Below are 16,057 nucleotides of genomic sequence, written 5' to 3'. Positions count from 1 at the left end.
TTCAGAATATATCGATTGATTCGCTACATTGTTCATAGTCGACTTTTTTTTCAGATCGAAATTATATGAGATTTAATAATAAAAATATATCGAATTTAATATTTGTTTTCATTCTTGTCTTATTTTTGATTCCTTATACCCGAGGTGTTATACAAGTGTACATAACAAGAATTCTTGCTTTTAGCCCTTCTGTGGTCGAGCAGAAGGATCGGCAATACATTGCTTCTTATGATTGGAAACTAGAAGGTGTCAATACTAGTGGAGTAGATCTCAAGAATCTCGAAGGAGAGGTGATCCTCATCAATTTCTGGGCTACGTGGTGCCCGCCTTGTATCGCAGAGATGCCATCTCTACAAGAATTACATACAGATTATAAGGATACAGTAGCTTTCCTCTTTGTGTCGAATGAAGAGAATGTAGTTTTAAATAAATTCATAAAATCTAAGGGCTATAATTTTCCAATATATAGAAGCCGTTCAGAGTTTCCTGAGCCGTTAGATGGATCCTCGTTGCCTACCACTTACGTGATCGATAAAGGAGGTGCTATTATTATGCAAAAGGTCGGAGCCGCAGATTGGAATAGTAAGAGTGTAAGACGTTTACTTGATTCATTAATAGTGAAATAAATGGAAAATCAGATTACAACACTCACATTTTTCAAGTACAAAGGGATTTATAATAAGGTATGGGCGTTTTGTATGATGTTGTATATGCATCTTCCTTTACGAAAGACCTCCGGTCAGTCTTTCTATAAACTTTTAGGTACGGGAAAAGAAAACTTCAATCCTATGCCTGATTGGAGTGAATATGCGGTGCTACAAGTGTGGGAGAACGAGCATTGTGCAGAAGCGTATTTTGAACAATCAAAAACTTTCAAGACGTACCAGCGTCATACTATATATCAATACACTGTTTTTTTAAAAAACGTCAAATCTAAAGGATTGTGGTCAGGGAAATCTCCGTTTGTTCCTGCATTAAATATTGATCCAACTATCGATGAATTAGCGGTAATAACGAGAGCGACTATAAAATTAAGTAAGCTATTTGTTTTTTGGAAATTTGTACCCAAATCTCAAAAGGGAATACAGAACAATACCTCGCTTTTATTTACTCGAGGTATAGGAGAAGTACCGGCTTTACAAATGTCAACTTTTAGTATCTGGAAAAGCGAAAAGGCTTTACATGAATTTGCGTATAAAAGCAGGGGGCATGTAAAGGCTATACAGAAGACCAAAGCCATCGATTGGTATAAAGAAGAGTTATTTGCTAGATTTCAACCCTATAAAACGATTGGAGACTGGCAAGACAAGCCACTTTAATTAAAGATATAGTTTTATTTAGTTTTAAAATATTTAAAAGGCACTACCAACATCCCAAAACATTCGCCTTTATTTTTTCCAATGTTTTTATGATGCGTTTTATGTGCACGTCTCACACCCTTAGCATACCAGTGATTTACATTTCTGAATATTTTAAATCGTTGATGAATAAAAATGTCATGAACCGTGAAATAAGCTATGCCATAGGCTAAAATACCGAAGCCAATTGGTTGTCCTACCCAGAAGGTAGTATCGTCGTGTAACATAATGAATGACATACTTACAACTGCATAAAAGACAAAAAACAGGTCGTTTCTTTCCCACCAACTTTTATGTTTCTTATGATGATGATCTTTATGTAATATCCATAGGAATCCATGCATCACGTACTTATGCGTAAACCACGCCATAAACTCCATAATCAAAAAGGTACCGATGAAAACAAGAAGCCAAAGTAAAACTTGCATAAAAAATATTAAATAATTCTTAATCTATAATCTAAATAAGACTTGGCTAATAAACCAATTTTTTGATAATTAGAAACCCGTATTCTTTTGTTTTTAAGTTCTAAGGACGGTGTTGTTTTTAATTTTTGTAATAACTTTTTGTAATATATAAATGCTGTGTATACTCCAAATTTAGCTTCGATGGGAAGTCTTAAAATACCTTTAAGGCCAAGCTTAAAATCGTTTTCGATGTCTTCTATTATCATAAGTTTGGAGTGTTCATCTAATTGATTTAAATCAGTGTGAGGAAAATAACTTCTGTTTAAACCTTCATAATCAGCTCTAAGATCTCTTAAAAAGTTTACCTTTTGAAAAGCTGAGCCTAGATGCATGGCACTCCCCTTCAATTCATCATATATCAATATATCGCCTTTAACAAACACTTTTAGACACATGAGACCTACTACGTCAGCTGAACCATAGATATATGCCTTGAACTCTTCTCTTGTCAAATAATCACTCTTGTGCAGATCCAATCGCATGCTCTTCATAAATGCTTCGTAAAGCTCGGCCGGAATCGAATATTTATGAACTGTCTCCTGAAATGCATTTAAAATAGGATTGAGACTTATTTTTTTATCAATTGCATCATACATCTGTCTTTCAAAATCATTAAAGAGCTCATTCTTATCATAAGCGTGGAAGGTGTCTACAATCTCATCAGCAAACCTCACAAAACCATAAATGTTATAAATATCTTGACGAATTGTATCCGAAAGCATTTTTGACGCTAGTGAAAAAGAGGTACTGTAGGAATTGGTAACTAATTTGCTACAGCCATGAGATACGTTGTCAAATATTGTTTTCATTTATCTTAATTAAAATCTTATACTCTTAATCTATATTGGCTTAAATCATTTCGGGTTCTTTTGTTTCTATAGGTAGAAACTTTTGTATGAGCCCCGAAACTAACTTGCCAGATATAAGCGCTGGCGGAACCCCTGGTCCGGGGACGGTTAGCTGTCCGGTAAAAAATAAACCCTCCACTTTTTTACTTTTCAACTTAGGTCTTAGGAATGCAGTTTGAAGCAAGGTGTTGGCCATACCATAAGCATTACCCTTATAGGAGTTATATTGCTGTTTAAAATCGTTAACACAAAAGCTTTCTTTAAATATAATATTATTTTTTACGACTTGGTTGGTGATCTTTTCAAATCGCTCGATTATTCGGTTAAAATAGTCTTCTCGTATAGTAGCGTTATCCTCAATTCCAGGAGCAATCGGAATCAAGAAAAATCCATTCTCACAATTCTTAGGTGCTGTTTCGGGATCGGTTACTGAAGTGAAATTGGCATAGAACAAAGGTTTGTCCGGCCATTTTGGATGATCATAAATTTCACGAGCATGGGTATCAAAATCTGTGTCAAAAAACAGGTTATGATGATCTATATTTTTTAGCTTTTTATCGAATCCAACATAAAATAGTAAAGAGGAAGGGGCGAAAGTTTTTTTCGCCCAGTAATGCTCAGAATATTGACGATATTTTTTATCTAAAAGTGTCTCAGTATGATGGTAGTCGGCACCGGATAACACAATATCTGAAGCAATGAATTCACCTTGAGATAGTAAGCCTTTACAAACTCCATTTTCTACAACTATCTTATCAACATCGGTATTTGTTCTAATTTTTACTCCCAGAGATTCGGCAAGTACAGACATTCCCTTTATAACAGAGAACATTCCGCCTTTGGGCTGCCAGGTTCCCAAACCAAAATCTGCATAATTCATGAAATTGTAAAAAGAGGGGGTGTCACTAGGTTTGGCTCCCAGAAAAAGCACTGGGAATTCTAAAATTTTTATTAAACGCTCATTCTTAAATTCTTTTTTTACATCCTTTGCGATTGTGCTAAAAAACTGTCCGATACGTATGATAGTTTCTGGGGTAATAAGTTCTAAAGGAGATACCCCTGGGCGGTACACTAAATTTTTTATTGCGATATTATAATTTTCTTTGGCAGATGCAATAAATTTCGTCAGTTTTTTTGAACTTCCGGGTTCTTCTTTTTCAAAGGCATTATATATTTTTTCTAAGGTGTCACCAATGGAGATGCTATTTTCTTTTCCGAAGTACACACGATAGGCGGGATCAAGTTTTGATACATGGTAAAAATCAGCAACCTGCTTATTGAAGTCGTTAAAAAAGCTCTCAAAAACATCCGGCATCCAATACCAGGAAGGCCCCATATCAAATGTAAAACCCTCTTTTTTGAATTGTCTAGCTCTCCCCCCAATACCGTTATTTTTTTCAAAAATCGTAACATCATACCCTGCTTTTGCAAGGTAACAAGCGGCAGATAAAGAAGAAAAGCCTGAACCTATGATATGAACTTTTTTGGACATAAATAGTTGTTATAATTGTTTTACGAGTGCTTCAATAGATTCAAAGTAGCGATGTGTTTTAGACTCACGATTAGTTATATGCTGTATCTGCTTTCCGAGCATCCAGAATTCTCGTTGTTTTTCAGAATTAATCATGGTATCAAATTGCTCTATATAACTCTGTACTGCATTCTTCTCTGGCTGAACAGTGAAATACGATAGAAATGTAACATCCGGATGTATGGTAATTAAGTGTTTTAAATCTTCCAAAGGGATACTAGCACCTAGATAGATAGTTTTGTATCCATGAGAAAGTAGCTCATAATTAACATACAGAATTCCCAAGTCATGAATTTCATTTTGTGGTAAGAATAAAACAAAGGTGCGCTTTTTTGTTGTAGCAACTGAGTGCTGTAATTGTTCAATAGATAAAGTTAACTTCTGTTTGATTAAATGGGTTATAAAATGTTCATGAGAAGGAGTTATAGTACCAGTTTGCCATAAAAATCCAATTTCGGTGAGAAATGGTATAAATACTTCGTTGAAAATAGATTTGAAAGTTCTTTTCTCTTTCAGTTCGTTAAAAGTGGTATGAAAAAGAGCTACATCAAAATTAAGCATGGCAATTTTAAAAGCATTTATGGCTTGACTTTTCGTGCTGTTTTCTGTAACGATACGTCTGGCATATTCATCAATCTCATTTTTTTGAAGTTTTGAGATACGGGATATTTTATAACCACTGTTAACAAGATATGAAACGTTTAGTAGTTTCTGTAAATTGGTTAAACTGTATGTTCGTATATTAGTTTCAGTTCGCTCCGGGGTAAGAAGATTGTATCTTTTTTCCCAAATTCTAATGGTGTGTGCTTTTACCCCGCAAAGATTCTCGAGATCTTTAATGCTGAAATTTTGTTTTATGTTGTTCACTTTTTTAGAATAATCGTTAAACAAACTTAAGTAAAAGAATGGAAGGTTTTACGCGGGAGTTGTTAAATAAAAAATAAAATTCGAGTTTTAAGTACTTTTTGAACTGTGAAACTACTGTAAAGGAAAGATATTCATCTAAGAAGAATAAATAATATAGTGCCCAGGATGGGAGTCGAACCCACACGCCCTAATGGACACATGGCCCTCAACCATGCCTGTCTACCAATTCCAGCACCTGGGCAAAATAGATGCTTCACAAAGCTACGTAAAAAAAAAGTATCGCAATTGCGATACTTAATTATACGGCTTGTATAAACCTAAAAAGTATCAATATACTTTTTAAAAGTGACCGGGCTGGGGCTCGAACCCAGGACCCTCTCCTTAAAAGGGAGATGCTCTACCAACTGAGCTACCAGGTCATTAAAATTATCATTCGATTCTTAAGAACATTTAAACAAATTTTACGTTGTTTAAAAAAGTGACCGAGCTGGGGCTCGAACCCAGGACCCTCTCCTTAAAAGGGAGATGCTCTACCAACTGAGCTACTCGGTCATACACTCTTAATCCTCGAATGCGGGTGCAAATATACTATCATTAATTTATTTTTCAAGAAGAAATTCATTTAAATTTGTAAATAATTAAAATTCCCTGTTTTTACAGGGAGTAAGCATACTTAAAAATACAATATGAACATAGTATTACTCGGTTATATGGGGAGCGGTAAGTCTCTGATAGGTAAAAAATTATCGCAACGAACAGAGCGTCCATTATTGGATTTGGATGTTTATATTGAAGAAAACGAAAAAAAATCAATTTCTTCTATTTTTTCTGAAAAAGGGGAGATTTATTTTAGAAAAAAGGAAACTTTCTATTTAAATGAACTTTTGAAAACGTCAAAAAATGCTATTATTTCTTTAGGCGGTGGTACGCCATGTTTTGGTGAAAACATGAAATATATTCAAGAAGATCTTACGAATAAAAGCTTCTACTTACAAACTTCTTTGGAAGTGTTAACCAATCGCCTTTTTAAAGCGCGAGAAAAAAGGCCGGTCATTGCTCATATAGAAGATAGAACGTTGTTACACGATTTTATAAGAAAGCATTTATTTGAGCGTTCCTTTTATTACAATCAGGCGGATTATAAAATCCATACCGATGAAAAAACAGCCGATGAAATCTCGTTAGAGATAGAAAGTTTACTATTCTAGAGTCACTACGTCCTGTGATCCAAATGTAACTGCTACGTGCTCATGCAGAGAGGTGGATAAAGAAATACCCTTAAAGTCTGCTTTAACCGGATACTTTTTATGATTTCTATTCACAAGAACGGCAGTTTTAAAACGCTTTAGGGGTACTTCAAGAAAATGCTTTATACCGTAAATCAAGGTTGTTCCCGAATTGAGTACGTCATCAACAAGCACCAGAGATTTATTTTGGTATGTCGATGCTGCTATGGAGGTTTGTATTGGTTGTTGCGGATCTTTTTTATCCACAACTACCTTGCAAAGTGTTATTTGTAGCGGCGAAATGGTTTTTAAGACGATTGCGAGGCGTTCTGCAAGTACATATCCATTATCTGCAATCCCTGCAATTATAATCTCTTTTTCATCCACATTCGATTCATAAATTTGATACGCAATGCGTTTAACTTTATGCTGAATTTGAGTATGGCTTAAAATAGTGTTGTTGACTGTGCTCATCAATGTTGAGATTTAATTTAAAATTATAAGTAAGCTGCTACTAGTTAGTAAAGATAAAGAACAGTTCGTTACCTGCTCTTTCTGGAATCGAATTATAGCAGGGCTCTAACGTTTTTATTTTCATTGTCTTTGCGAATATATTTTTATATTCCTCTAGGGTGCCTCCAAAGGGAGGGCCTGGTTTATCAAAAATTCTATTGAATAGAACTCCGGCAATTTTACCTCCCGGAGCAATTAGTTCCTTCATTTTTGAAACATACAAATCACGAAGGGATGGGTCTAAGGCGCAAAAAAATGTTTGTTCCAAAATTAAATCAAACTGATCGATAAGTTTAAAAAAGTCCAAGGTGAGAAGTTGATCCTCGGGAAACTTCGGAACTCTTTTTTTAAACTGGGCGATGGCTGCGGTTGAATAGTCCAAAACAAACACATTGGTAAAATCATTTTCTATCAAATATTCTGCTTCATAGGAATTACCACATCCCGGAATTAAGATTTTTATTTTCTTATCAACAAGTTGATCAATGTAAGAAACCAGAGGAGTTGATGGATACCCGATGTCCCATCCTGTTTGGCTCTTTTTGTAACGTTCATTCCAATATGCAGGCGTTAACTTCATTCTTCTTCCTTATTAGCGTCTATATCCTTATCAGGCTCCTCGAACCAGTCATCAATATCTCTTCTATCTTTTTTAGTGGGTCTACCACTTCCTTTTTTACGATAATAATCTTTTGTGTATTTTAAAAGATCCATTTTTTGCAACGTTTCTGCCGGAGTTATGTCTTTACGATACATATCAACAAGCTTAGCACCAAGTCGACTTTTTGGCGTGTCTAAAACTTGAAGTTCGTAGGTAATTTGATTTTTTCTAACAGTAATTTTGTCGTTAGGATAGACATCGCGAGAGGGTTTTATGGAATCTCCATTAACCTTAACCTTTCCGTCTTTACAAGCCTTGGTAGCAATACTTCTGGTTTTGAAATATCGAATACACCATAAATATTTGTCAACTCGCATAAAATTGAATTATAATGCGTTTTTAATATAAAAAATCTTTAAACAAAAGTACGAGAAAATTGTATCTTGCGCCATCAAAACAAAGAACATATGAGGATTACAAAATATACGATACTAGTGGGTACTTTATTGATCGCTCTACAGGCATGTAATAAAGATGATGATGGGGGACAAGAAATTGTTCCGCCAAGAGACCGAGCAGAGCAGCAAATTGCAGAAGCAGCTATACTGAAATCGTATTTGGAAACGCACTTCTTTGATACCATTCCAAATCCTGCGAATCCGGATTACAATATTGTAACTTTTGATACCATTGCCGGGGATAATAAAGATCGACAGCCCATCAGTAAATCAACTCTCTTACAAAGTAAAATCGTAAAATTCGAAGAGGTGGATTATACACTTTATTTTTTAAATTTTAAAAAAGGAGCAGAAAGTAAAAGGAACCCAACGTTCGCTGATTCTACTTTGATTACTTATAGAGGTGAATTATTGTATGATTTAACTCCGGATGACAATAACATAAATACAGGCAAGGTGTTTGATAATAAAGTAACTCCGGTTTGGTTAGATTTATTTAGTCCTACCGCCCCTGCTATAATTGGTTTTAGGGAATCTATGGTTGATTATAGTGGCGCTTCAAGTGCTGTTGAAAATTCTGATGGCACCGTTGATTTTTCTCAGGATTTTGGAAATTTCACTGTCTTTATGCCTTCTGGCGTAGGTTACTACGATCGTGGAAGTCTTAATATACCGCCATATTCTCCGCTGATATTTACAATACAGCTATACCAGATTAATGAAGCAGATCATGATGGAGACGGAATCCCCTCATATCTTGAAGATTTGGATAATGATAGGAATGTTTTGGATAATGATGATAATACAGATGGTGATTCTCTTGCTAATTATTCGGATAGGGATGATGATGGAGATGGAATATTGACTAAGGATGAAATTACAAGTATCGATGCCAATAATGATGGTTTTATCAGTAGCGACGAAATTACCTATTATGATGATGATGGTGACGGAATCCAAAACCATCTAGATAAGGATGATCGAAGCATAAAGAATTAAGTGCAAACAATAAACCCGATATTTTTAATTATATCGGGTTTTTTGTTTCTACTATTTACTAAGGATGTTAAAAGTCCAAACCAAGACTTAAAATGAATTGATTAGGTCTTGAGTCAACACGTATGGTAGCTCCTGTATTTTCTTGAATTCCTTCTGCTTGATTTTCATTTAAACCGCGCTCATAACGAATGTCAGCATTCAAGCGCCCTAACTGAATTCCAGTACCAAACTGCAAGCCCACTGTAAATTCGTTCTCTACATCTTCAAGCTCAATATCTTCCAGCTCTGTATCGATAATATATTGTAATGAAGGTCCCGCGAATACGTGTAGGGGACCAAGAACTCTAATTCCAGCTAGAATTGGTACATCAATTCTCTTTACTTTGTAGTTTGATTTACCAAACGATGTCTCGTAGGAGCTGTTGTTTTGTGTGTATAAGAATTCTGGTTTTAAATAGATGTTATCGGTAATGTTTGCTCTGATGTAGGCGCCTATATGATACCCAACTCGGTCATCGGCATCTTCTGTGGCTATGTTTTCCCCAGCATTTGTAACATCTGAGAATTCAATCTCGCCATTATCCCCATAGTTTAACCCGGCTTTAATACCTAAATTAATTTTCTTGTCCTGCGCAAATGCTATCGTTGTGAGCGATAGCATTGCTAAAATGATTGCTTTTTTCATAAGATAAAACGTTTTAGAATAAATAAGTAAAATGAAAATGTGTTCAAAATTATAAACGTCCAGCTAAGAATTTTATTCTAAAAAAAGATATTAAAAAAGCCTTCGGAAAAACTTTCCGAAGGCTCTGAATTTATAGGTGAACGCTAAAATTTACTTACGCTTAACTACTTTTTTGACAGCTGAAACAATAGCGGTAGCATTTAGTCCGTACTTTTCCATAAGTTGTTCCGGAGTACCGCTTTCACCAAATGTATCCTTGGTTGCTACAAATTCCTGCGGAGTAGGATGTTTTTCTGCCAATACACGAGCAACACTTTCTCCAAGTCCTCCTAAAACATTGTGTTCTTCTGCAGTTACCACACAACCGGTTTTTGCAACAGAATCGATAATTGCTTCGGCATCCAAAGGTTTGATTGTATGAATGTTTATAACCTCTGCACTTACTCCTTCTTGAGCAAGCGTTTCAGCTGCTAGTAAGGCTTCCCACACCAAATGTCCTGTGGCAACTATGGTCACATCACTTCCTTCCTGTAGGTGTATTGCTTTTCCTATTTCAAAGGTTTGGTCCTCTGGCGTGAAGTTAGCAACCTTTGGCCTTCCAAATCTTAAATACACAGGGCCATCATGGTCTGCAATAGCCAAGGTAGCAGCCTTGGTTTGATTATAGTCACAAGTATTAATTACCGTCATGCCCGGGAGCATTTTCATCAAACCGATATCCTCTAATATTTGATGGGTTGCTCCATCTTCACCTAAGGTAAGTCCGGCATGTGATGCACAAATCTTTACATTCTTGTTGCTGTAAGCAATCGATTGACGAATCTGATCATACACTCTACCTGTAGAGAAGTTCGCAAAAGTTCCGGTAAATGGGATTTTGCCACCTATGGTTAAGCCTGCAGCTATTCCCATCATGTTAGCTTCTGCAATTCCTATCTGAAAAAAACGATCAGGATTGTCTGCTATAAAAGCATCCATTTTGAGGGATCCAATCAAATCTGCACATAGTGCGACTACATTTTCATTAGTTTTTCCAAGTGCTTCTAAACCAGCACCAAAACCAGAACGTGTGTCTTTTTTGCCGGTATCTATATATTTTTTCATGTTGTGTCTATTCAAAATACCAACAGTTTATGTTGGTATATAAAATTTGTTTTAATAATCTCCTAAGGTTTCAGGGTTTTGTGCGAGACCTAAAGCTAACTGCTCGTCATTAGGTGCTTTACCGTGCCAAGCATGGGTGTGCATCATAAAGTCTACTCCATTCCCCATTACAGTATGTAGTAAAATACAAACGGGTTTCCCTTTACCGGTACGATTTTTAGCTTCTTTAAGGCCTTCGAGAACATCAGCAATAGAATTTCCTTTTTTAATTTTCATCACGTCCCATCCAAAAGCTTCAAACTTAGCTTTTAAATCACCCATGGGTAAAACATTGTCAGTAGCACCATCAATTTGCTGCCCGTTCAAATCAACTGTCGAAATTAGATTATCTACTTTGTTACCTGCAGCATACATGGCAGCTTCCCAAATTTGACCTTCTTGTAGTTCCCCATCGCCATGAAGGCTATACACAAGTTTATCGTCATCATTAAGTTTTTTAGCTAGCGCTGCGCCAATGGCAACAGACATTCCCTGGCCTAGGGATCCCGAAGCAATTCTAATACCTGGCAATCCTTCATGAGTAGTAGGATGTCCCTGCAGTCTGCTATTAATTAATCTAAAGGTGTTAAGTTCGTCTACAGGAAAATAACCGCTGCGTGCGAGCACGCTATAAAATACCGGTGAAATATGACCATTTGAAAGAAAAAATAAATCTTCTCCAATACCGTCCATGTCAAAACCGTCTTTACGATCAAGAATTTCCTGATAGAGTGCTACAAAAAATTCAGCGCAACCCAAGGATCCTCCCGGATGTCCTGAGTTTACCTTGTGAACTTGGCGCAAGATATCCCTGCGTACTTGAGTTACAAAATCTTCTAATTGTTGTGTTTTTGGCATTATGCTGCTTATTATCTTAATAATGAAAGGTCAAAAATAGTTGATTTGTAGAGGGTGGCAAAATGTCTAAGCAGCTTTTAATTAAGATATTCTTGTTAATAACAATCTGGGTGTAATGATGCTATCCAATACGTACTAAGTTTTGCTTTAGTCTTAAACTTGATATATTGTACAGGTATTTAATGGTAATACTTATCTTTGCCGACGACGAAAAAGAAATTATGCAATTTGAACTTTTATCAAAGGACGCTCAAAGTAGCGCCAGAGCAGGAAAAGTAACCACAGATCACGGAGTAATTGAGACTCCTATATTTATGCCTGTAGGAACTGTAGGAACAGTCAAAGGTGTACATCAAAGAGAATTAAAAAATGATATAAATCCGGATATAATCTTAGGGAACACCTATCATCTGTATTTGAGACCTCAAACCAAGATCCTTGAACAGGCGGGAGGGTTGCATAAGTTTATGAATTGGGACCGAAGTATCTTAACAGATAGCGGAGGGTATCAGGTATATTCGCTTTCAGCAAACAGAAAAATTAAAGAAGAAGGGGTTAAGTTTAAATCCCATATCGATGGCTCCTTTCATTTTTTTAGCCCGGAAAGCGTTATGGAAATACAGCGTACAATAGGTGCTGATATTATTATGGCATTTGATGAGTGTACTCCATATCCTTGCGATTATCGATATGCAAAGCGTAGCATGCATATGACACATCGATGGTTGGATCGTTGTATTAATCATTTAGAGAAAGTACCAACTAAGTATGGGTATGATCAAACACTATTTCCAATAGTGCAAGGAAGCACGTATAAAGATTTACGTATGCAATCTGCAGAATATATTGCAAATGCCGGCGCACAAGGGAATGCTATTGGCGGACTGTCCGTAGGGGAACCTGCAGAGGAAATGTATGCTATGACCGAAGTGGTTACTGATATTTTACCCGAGGATAAACCTCGTTATTTGATGGGAGTGGGAACACCTATTAATATTTTAGAAAATATTGCCTTGGGAGTGGATATGTTTGATTGCGTTATGCCTACAAGAAATGCACGTAACGGAATGCTGTTTACTGCTCATGGAACAATCAATATTAAAAATAAAAAATGGGAAGATGATTTCTCTCCTATTGATGAGATGGGAATCACCTTTGTGGATACAGAATATTCTAAAGCATATTTAAAGCATTTATTTACTGTTAACGAATTGCTAGGCAAACAGATTGCTACAATTCATAATTTAGGTTTTTATATGTGGTTGGTTCGTGAGGCAAGAAAACATATCTTAGCCGGAGACTTTAGAACATGGAAAGAGCAAATGGTTAAACAAATGGATAAAAGACTGTAAGTGAAAATACTGGATTGGTATATACTAAAACGCTATTTGGGGACCTTTTTCACAATGATCCTATTGTTTATTCCAATAGGTATTATTGTAGATTTATCCGAAAAGATTGATAATATGCTTGAACACAGTGTCCCGCTAGATGCTGTAATAGCTTATTACCTAGACTTTACTGTATATTTTGCGAATCTGTTATTTCCATTGTTTGTTTTTCTTTCAGTAATTTGGTTTACCTCCAAACTTGCTAATAAAACCGAAATTATCGCATTTTTAAGTTCAGGTGTTTCTTTTTGGCGATTTTTACGTCCTTATATGATTGGTGCGATTATAATTTGTATTGGAGCATTGGCGATGGGATTGTTTCTGGCGCCTAATGCAAGTCAAGGGTTTAATGAATTTAAGTACTCCTATTTAAAAAAGAATAAAAAGGTTCAGGAAACCAGTAATGTCTATCGACAAATAAATGATAGTGTGTTTTTATATGCTAATGATTTTAGACCCTTGGATAAATCCGCAACTAATTTTACGTTGGAATATTTTGATGGTAATAAGTTGAAAACTAAAATTTCTGCACGTAAGATTACATATAATGTAACTGATAGTATTTATGAGCTTCGTGATTATGTAAAAAGAGAAGTGAAAGAGAACCAGGATATTATAGAAAAATTGCCTGTCAAAGACACCATCTTACCTTTTAATATTGACGAGTTTACTCCCGTAACCTATGTCGCAGAAACACTGGATTATTTAGAACTAAGAAAATTTATAGAAAAAGAGAGCAAGCGAGGCTCTTCTGATATTAATCGCTATAAAGTGGTGGCTTATAAAAGATGGAGTATACCTATTTCAGCATTTATTCTCACAATTATAGGGGTAGCAGTTTCTTCAATGAAACGAAGAGGCGGGATGGGAGTCAATCTAGCAGTCGGAATTTCCTTAGCCTTCCTATTTATTTTTATTGATAAAGTATTGGGAACTATGGCAAATCAGTCCGATTTTCCTCCCTTGGTTGCAGTATGGTTCCCCAATGTTTCTTTTGGATTGTTAGCAATTTATCTTTTATATAATGCCAAACGTTAAGCTTCAAAATTATTTACACTTACATCTTATTGTATTTGTATGGGGGTTTACTGCTATTTTAGGAGAGTTGATTTCAATTGAGGCCCTGCCATTAGTTTGGTATAGAATGCTTTTGGCTTCCGGATTTATTCTGGTGTTTATTTATTTCAGAAAAATCAAATTAAAAGTTTCCAATCAATTACTCTTACTTTTGATAGCAGCCGGGGGTGTGATAGCACTGCATTGGATCACGTTTTTTGCAGCCATTAAGGTATCTAATGTTTCTATAACACTCGCGCTATTGTCTACCGGTGCTTTTTTTACTTCTGTATTAGAACCGGTTTTTTATAAAAGAAAGGTAATCTGGTATGAACTACTGTTTGGGATATTGGTGATTGTTGGATTATACATTATTTTTAATGTAGAAGGAGATTATTTTTTAGGAATAGTCTATGCATTATGTTCAGCATTTTTATCAGCCGTTTTTTCTTTAATTAATGGAAAGATTGCTCAAAAATACGATCCTTCTATGATTTCTTTTTATGAATTGTTGAGCGGAGTAGGAATTATTACTGTATATTTATTAGGTGTAACATTATATACTGGCGGTATGAACGGTTTTACAATTCAGTTTTTCAATTTATCCCTTTCAGACTGGATGTATATGTTGTTATTAGCATCTGTGTGTACTGCATATGCATTCATAGGTTCGGTTAAAGTAATGAAATATCTAAGTCCTTATACGGTGATGTTAACCATAAATATGGAACCTGTGTACGGAATTTTTTTGGCATTCTTAATTTTTGGAGAGTCAGAGCAAATGAGTCCATCGTTTTATTATGGAGCGTTAATAATTATTAGTACAGTAATTCTGAATGGTATTTTCAAAAATTTCAAAAAAAATAAAAAGACAAAGGTCATCGTATAACTTTCTCAAGTAAAGTTTTATATTTGTCGGCTAACCCTAGTAAATAAAAATATATTCTTATTATGGAATATTTAGATTTTGAGCTTCCTATTAAAGAGCTGGAAGAACAGTTTAACAAAGCTTGCGCGATAGGTCAGGAGAGTGAGGTTGATGTTACAGATACCTGTAAACAGATTGAAAAAAAACTCAACGAAACTAAAAAGGAGATATATAAAAATCTTACAGCTTGGCAACGAGTTCAGCTGTCAAGACACCCATCCAGACCCTATACATTAGATTATATTAAGGCGATATGTGGGGATTCTTTTTTAGAACTTCATGGCGATCGTAATGTAAAAGATGATAAAGCTATGATCGGTGGACTTGGTAAAGTAGGCGATCAAACCTTCATGTTTGTCGGTCAGCAAAAGGGCTATAATACAAAAACAAGACAGTACCGTAATTTTGGAATGGCCAACCCAGAAGGGTATCGTAAAGCGCTTCGTTTAATGAAAAGCGCAGAAAAATTTAATATCCCTGTAGTTTGTTTTGTAGATACTCCCGGGGCATACCCTGGATTAGAAGCAGAAGAGCGTGGTCAAGGAGAAGCGATTGCACGTAATATTCTTGAAATGACACGTCTGAAAGTGCCGATTTCTGTTATCATTATAGGAGAAGGTGCCAGTGGTGGAGCATTAGGTATTGGGGTAGGTGATAAAGTAATGATGTTGGAGAATACCTGGTATTCGGTAATTTCACCAGAATCCTGCTCTTCTATTCTTTGGCGCAGTTGGGAATACAAAGAACAGGCAGCCGAAGCTCTTAAGCTTACCGCTACTGATATGAAAAAGCAAAAACTGATCGACGAAATTATCAAAGAGCCTCTTGGAGGTGCGCATAGTAATCGTAAAAAAATGTTTGAAACGGTTCAAGAAAAAATATATAGCTCTTATATGGAGCTTAAAAACTTATCACCAGAAGATTTGGTAAAAAAGCGTATGGATAAATATGCTGATATGGGAGTCTTCAAAGGGTAAGTACTAAAAAACCACTTACTAACTAAATCTGAAGTTTGTAACTTCAGATTTTTTTATGCTTATTAACAATAAAAACAAGTTATTAACAGTTCAATTGTTTATGAACAGTTAACAATCCCAACTAGGGATTTTGCTTGTCTCTTTACAATTT

General features: G+C 35.7%; 18 protein-coding genes and 3 tRNA genes. 8 read left to right on the top strand and 13 right to left on the bottom strand.

Annotated features, from left to right (window positions below):
- Positions 1-65 precede the first annotated feature (65 nt).
- Together BD809_RS10485 and BD809_RS10480 are read left to right on the top strand one after the other, a co-directional pair.
- Positions 66-626, top strand: a complete 561-nt coding sequence (locus BD809_RS10485; RefSeq protein ID WP_148782923.1) for a TlpA family protein disulfide reductase — start codon at positions 66-68, stop codon at positions 624-626.
- A complete protein-coding gene (locus BD809_RS10480) occupies positions 627-1,319 on the top strand; it encodes a DUF3291 domain-containing protein (protein ID WP_148782922.1) in 693 nt (230 codons plus the stop codon).
- A 14-nt stretch (positions 1,320-1,333) separates the two neighbouring features.
- Here BD809_RS10480 and BD809_RS10475 read toward each other — a convergent pair whose 3' ends face one another.
- From BD809_RS10475 to BD809_RS10445, 7 genes are all read right to left on the bottom strand, one after another.
- Positions 1,334-1,786 (bottom strand): sterol desaturase family protein, encoded by a 453-nt coding sequence (locus BD809_RS10475; RefSeq protein WP_148782921.1) that lies wholly within the window; start codon positions 1,784-1,786, stop codon positions 1,334-1,336.
- Between the two features lie 8 nt (positions 1,787-1,794).
- Complete coding sequence (locus BD809_RS10470; protein WP_148782920.1) at positions 1,795-2,634, bottom strand: phytoene/squalene synthase family protein; 840 nt, start codon at positions 2,632-2,634, stop codon at positions 1,795-1,797.
- A 40-nt stretch (positions 2,635-2,674) separates the two neighbouring features.
- Positions 2,675-4,165 (bottom strand): phytoene desaturase family protein, encoded by a 1,491-nt coding sequence (locus tag BD809_RS10465; RefSeq protein WP_148782919.1) that lies wholly within the window; start codon positions 4,163-4,165, stop codon positions 2,675-2,677.
- 9 nt (positions 4,166-4,174) lie between these two features.
- The gene (locus BD809_RS10460) at positions 4,175-5,071 is read right to left on the bottom strand and encodes a MerR family transcriptional regulator (RefSeq protein ID WP_148782918.1); all 897 of its coding nucleotides are present in this window, start codon (positions 5,069-5,071) and stop codon (positions 4,175-4,177) included.
- A 157-nt stretch (positions 5,072-5,228) separates the two neighbouring features.
- Positions 5,229-5,312 (bottom strand) — tRNA-Leu (locus tag BD809_RS10455).
- A gap of 105 nt (positions 5,313-5,417) precedes the next feature.
- Positions 5,418-5,490: transfer RNA gene (locus BD809_RS10450), tRNA-Lys, on the bottom strand.
- A gap of 60 nt (positions 5,491-5,550) precedes the next feature.
- Positions 5,551-5,623, bottom strand: a tRNA-Lys gene (locus BD809_RS10445).
- A 134-nt stretch (positions 5,624-5,757) separates the two neighbouring features.
- Between BD809_RS10445 and BD809_RS10440 the strand changes: the two genes are divergently transcribed.
- Positions 5,758-6,279 carry a shikimate kinase gene (locus tag BD809_RS10440; RefSeq protein ID WP_148782917.1) on the top strand — a complete coding sequence of 174 codons (522 nt, stop codon included), beginning with the start codon at positions 5,758-5,760 and terminating at the stop codon, positions 6,277-6,279.
- Here the strand turns inward: BD809_RS10440 and BD809_RS10435 are convergent.
- From BD809_RS10435 to BD809_RS10425, 3 genes are read right to left on the bottom strand one after another with little or no spacing between them, the layout of a single operon-like run.
- Entirely contained in the window at positions 6,271-6,771 is a 501-nt protein-coding gene (locus BD809_RS10435; protein WP_148782916.1) for a phosphoribosyltransferase domain-containing protein, read from the bottom strand. The genes BD809_RS10440 and BD809_RS10435 overlap by 9 nt on opposite strands.
- Positions 6,772-6,811: 40 nt before the next feature.
- Positions 6,812-7,390: a methyltransferase gene (locus tag BD809_RS10430; RefSeq protein WP_148782915.1), complete on the bottom strand. Its 579-nt coding sequence runs from the start codon at positions 7,388-7,390 to the stop codon at positions 6,812-6,814.
- Positions 7,387-7,788, bottom strand: coding sequence for an RNA-binding S4 domain-containing protein (locus BD809_RS10425; protein ID WP_148782914.1), 402 nt, complete (start codon positions 7,786-7,788; stop codon positions 7,387-7,389). Before BD809_RS10425 ends, BD809_RS10430 begins: the two co-directional genes overlap by 4 nt.
- A gap of 90 nt (positions 7,789-7,878) precedes the next feature.
- Here BD809_RS10425 and BD809_RS10420 point away from each other — a divergent pair, with 90 nt between their 5' ends.
- Positions 7,879-8,868 (top strand): FKBP-type peptidyl-prolyl cis-trans isomerase, encoded by a 990-nt coding sequence (locus BD809_RS10420; protein WP_148782913.1) that lies wholly within the window; start codon positions 7,879-7,881, stop codon positions 8,866-8,868.
- Positions 8,869-8,935: 67 nt separating this feature from the next.
- On the opposite strand, the gene BD809_RS10415 is transcribed toward BD809_RS10420, so the two are convergent.
- The 3 genes from BD809_RS10415 to BD809_RS10405 form a co-directional block, all read right to left on the bottom strand.
- The gene (locus tag BD809_RS10415) at positions 8,936-9,553 is read right to left on the bottom strand and encodes a porin family protein (protein WP_148782912.1); all 618 of its coding nucleotides are present in this window, start codon (positions 9,551-9,553) and stop codon (positions 8,936-8,938) included.
- A 150-nt stretch (positions 9,554-9,703) separates the two neighbouring features.
- Positions 9,704-10,657, bottom strand: coding sequence for a transketolase family protein (locus BD809_RS10410; protein WP_148782911.1), 954 nt, complete (start codon positions 10,655-10,657; stop codon positions 9,704-9,706).
- 51 nt (positions 10,658-10,708) lie between these two features.
- Positions 10,709-11,554 carry a transketolase gene (locus BD809_RS10405; protein ID WP_148782910.1) on the bottom strand — a complete coding sequence of 282 codons (846 nt, stop codon included), beginning with the start codon at positions 11,552-11,554 and terminating at the stop codon, positions 10,709-10,711.
- Between the two features lie 221 nt (positions 11,555-11,775).
- Between BD809_RS10405 and tgt the strand changes: the two genes are divergently transcribed.
- The 4 genes from tgt to BD809_RS10385 all read left to right on the top strand — a co-directional run bounded on the left by tgt (position 11,776) and on the right by BD809_RS10385 (position 15,906).
- A complete protein-coding gene (gene tgt / locus BD809_RS10400; protein ID WP_148783002.1) occupies positions 11,776-12,906 on the top strand; it encodes a tRNA guanosine(34) transglycosylase Tgt in 1,131 nt (376 codons plus the stop codon).
- Entirely contained in the window at positions 12,907-13,983 is a 1,077-nt protein-coding gene (locus BD809_RS10395; protein WP_148782909.1) for an LptF/LptG family permease, read from the top strand.
- Positions 13,970-14,890 (top strand): DMT family transporter, encoded by a 921-nt coding sequence (locus tag BD809_RS10390; protein WP_148782908.1) that lies wholly within the window; start codon positions 13,970-13,972, stop codon positions 14,888-14,890. Before BD809_RS10395 ends, BD809_RS10390 begins: the two co-directional genes overlap by 14 nt.
- A 62-nt stretch (positions 14,891-14,952) precedes the next feature.
- Complete coding sequence (locus BD809_RS10385; protein ID WP_148782907.1) at positions 14,953-15,906, top strand: acetyl-CoA carboxylase carboxyltransferase subunit alpha; 954 nt, start codon at positions 14,953-14,955, stop codon at positions 15,904-15,906.
- Positions 15,907-16,057 lie beyond the last annotated feature (151 nt).

Origin of the sequence: Aquimarina intermedia, assembly GCF_008124785.1 — a bacterium.
GTDB lineage: Bacteria > Bacteroidota > Bacteroidia > Flavobacteriales > Flavobacteriaceae > Aquimarina > Aquimarina intermedia.
Note: the sequence above shows the minus strand (reverse complement) of the source record. Positions and strands in the feature narration are given on the sequence as shown.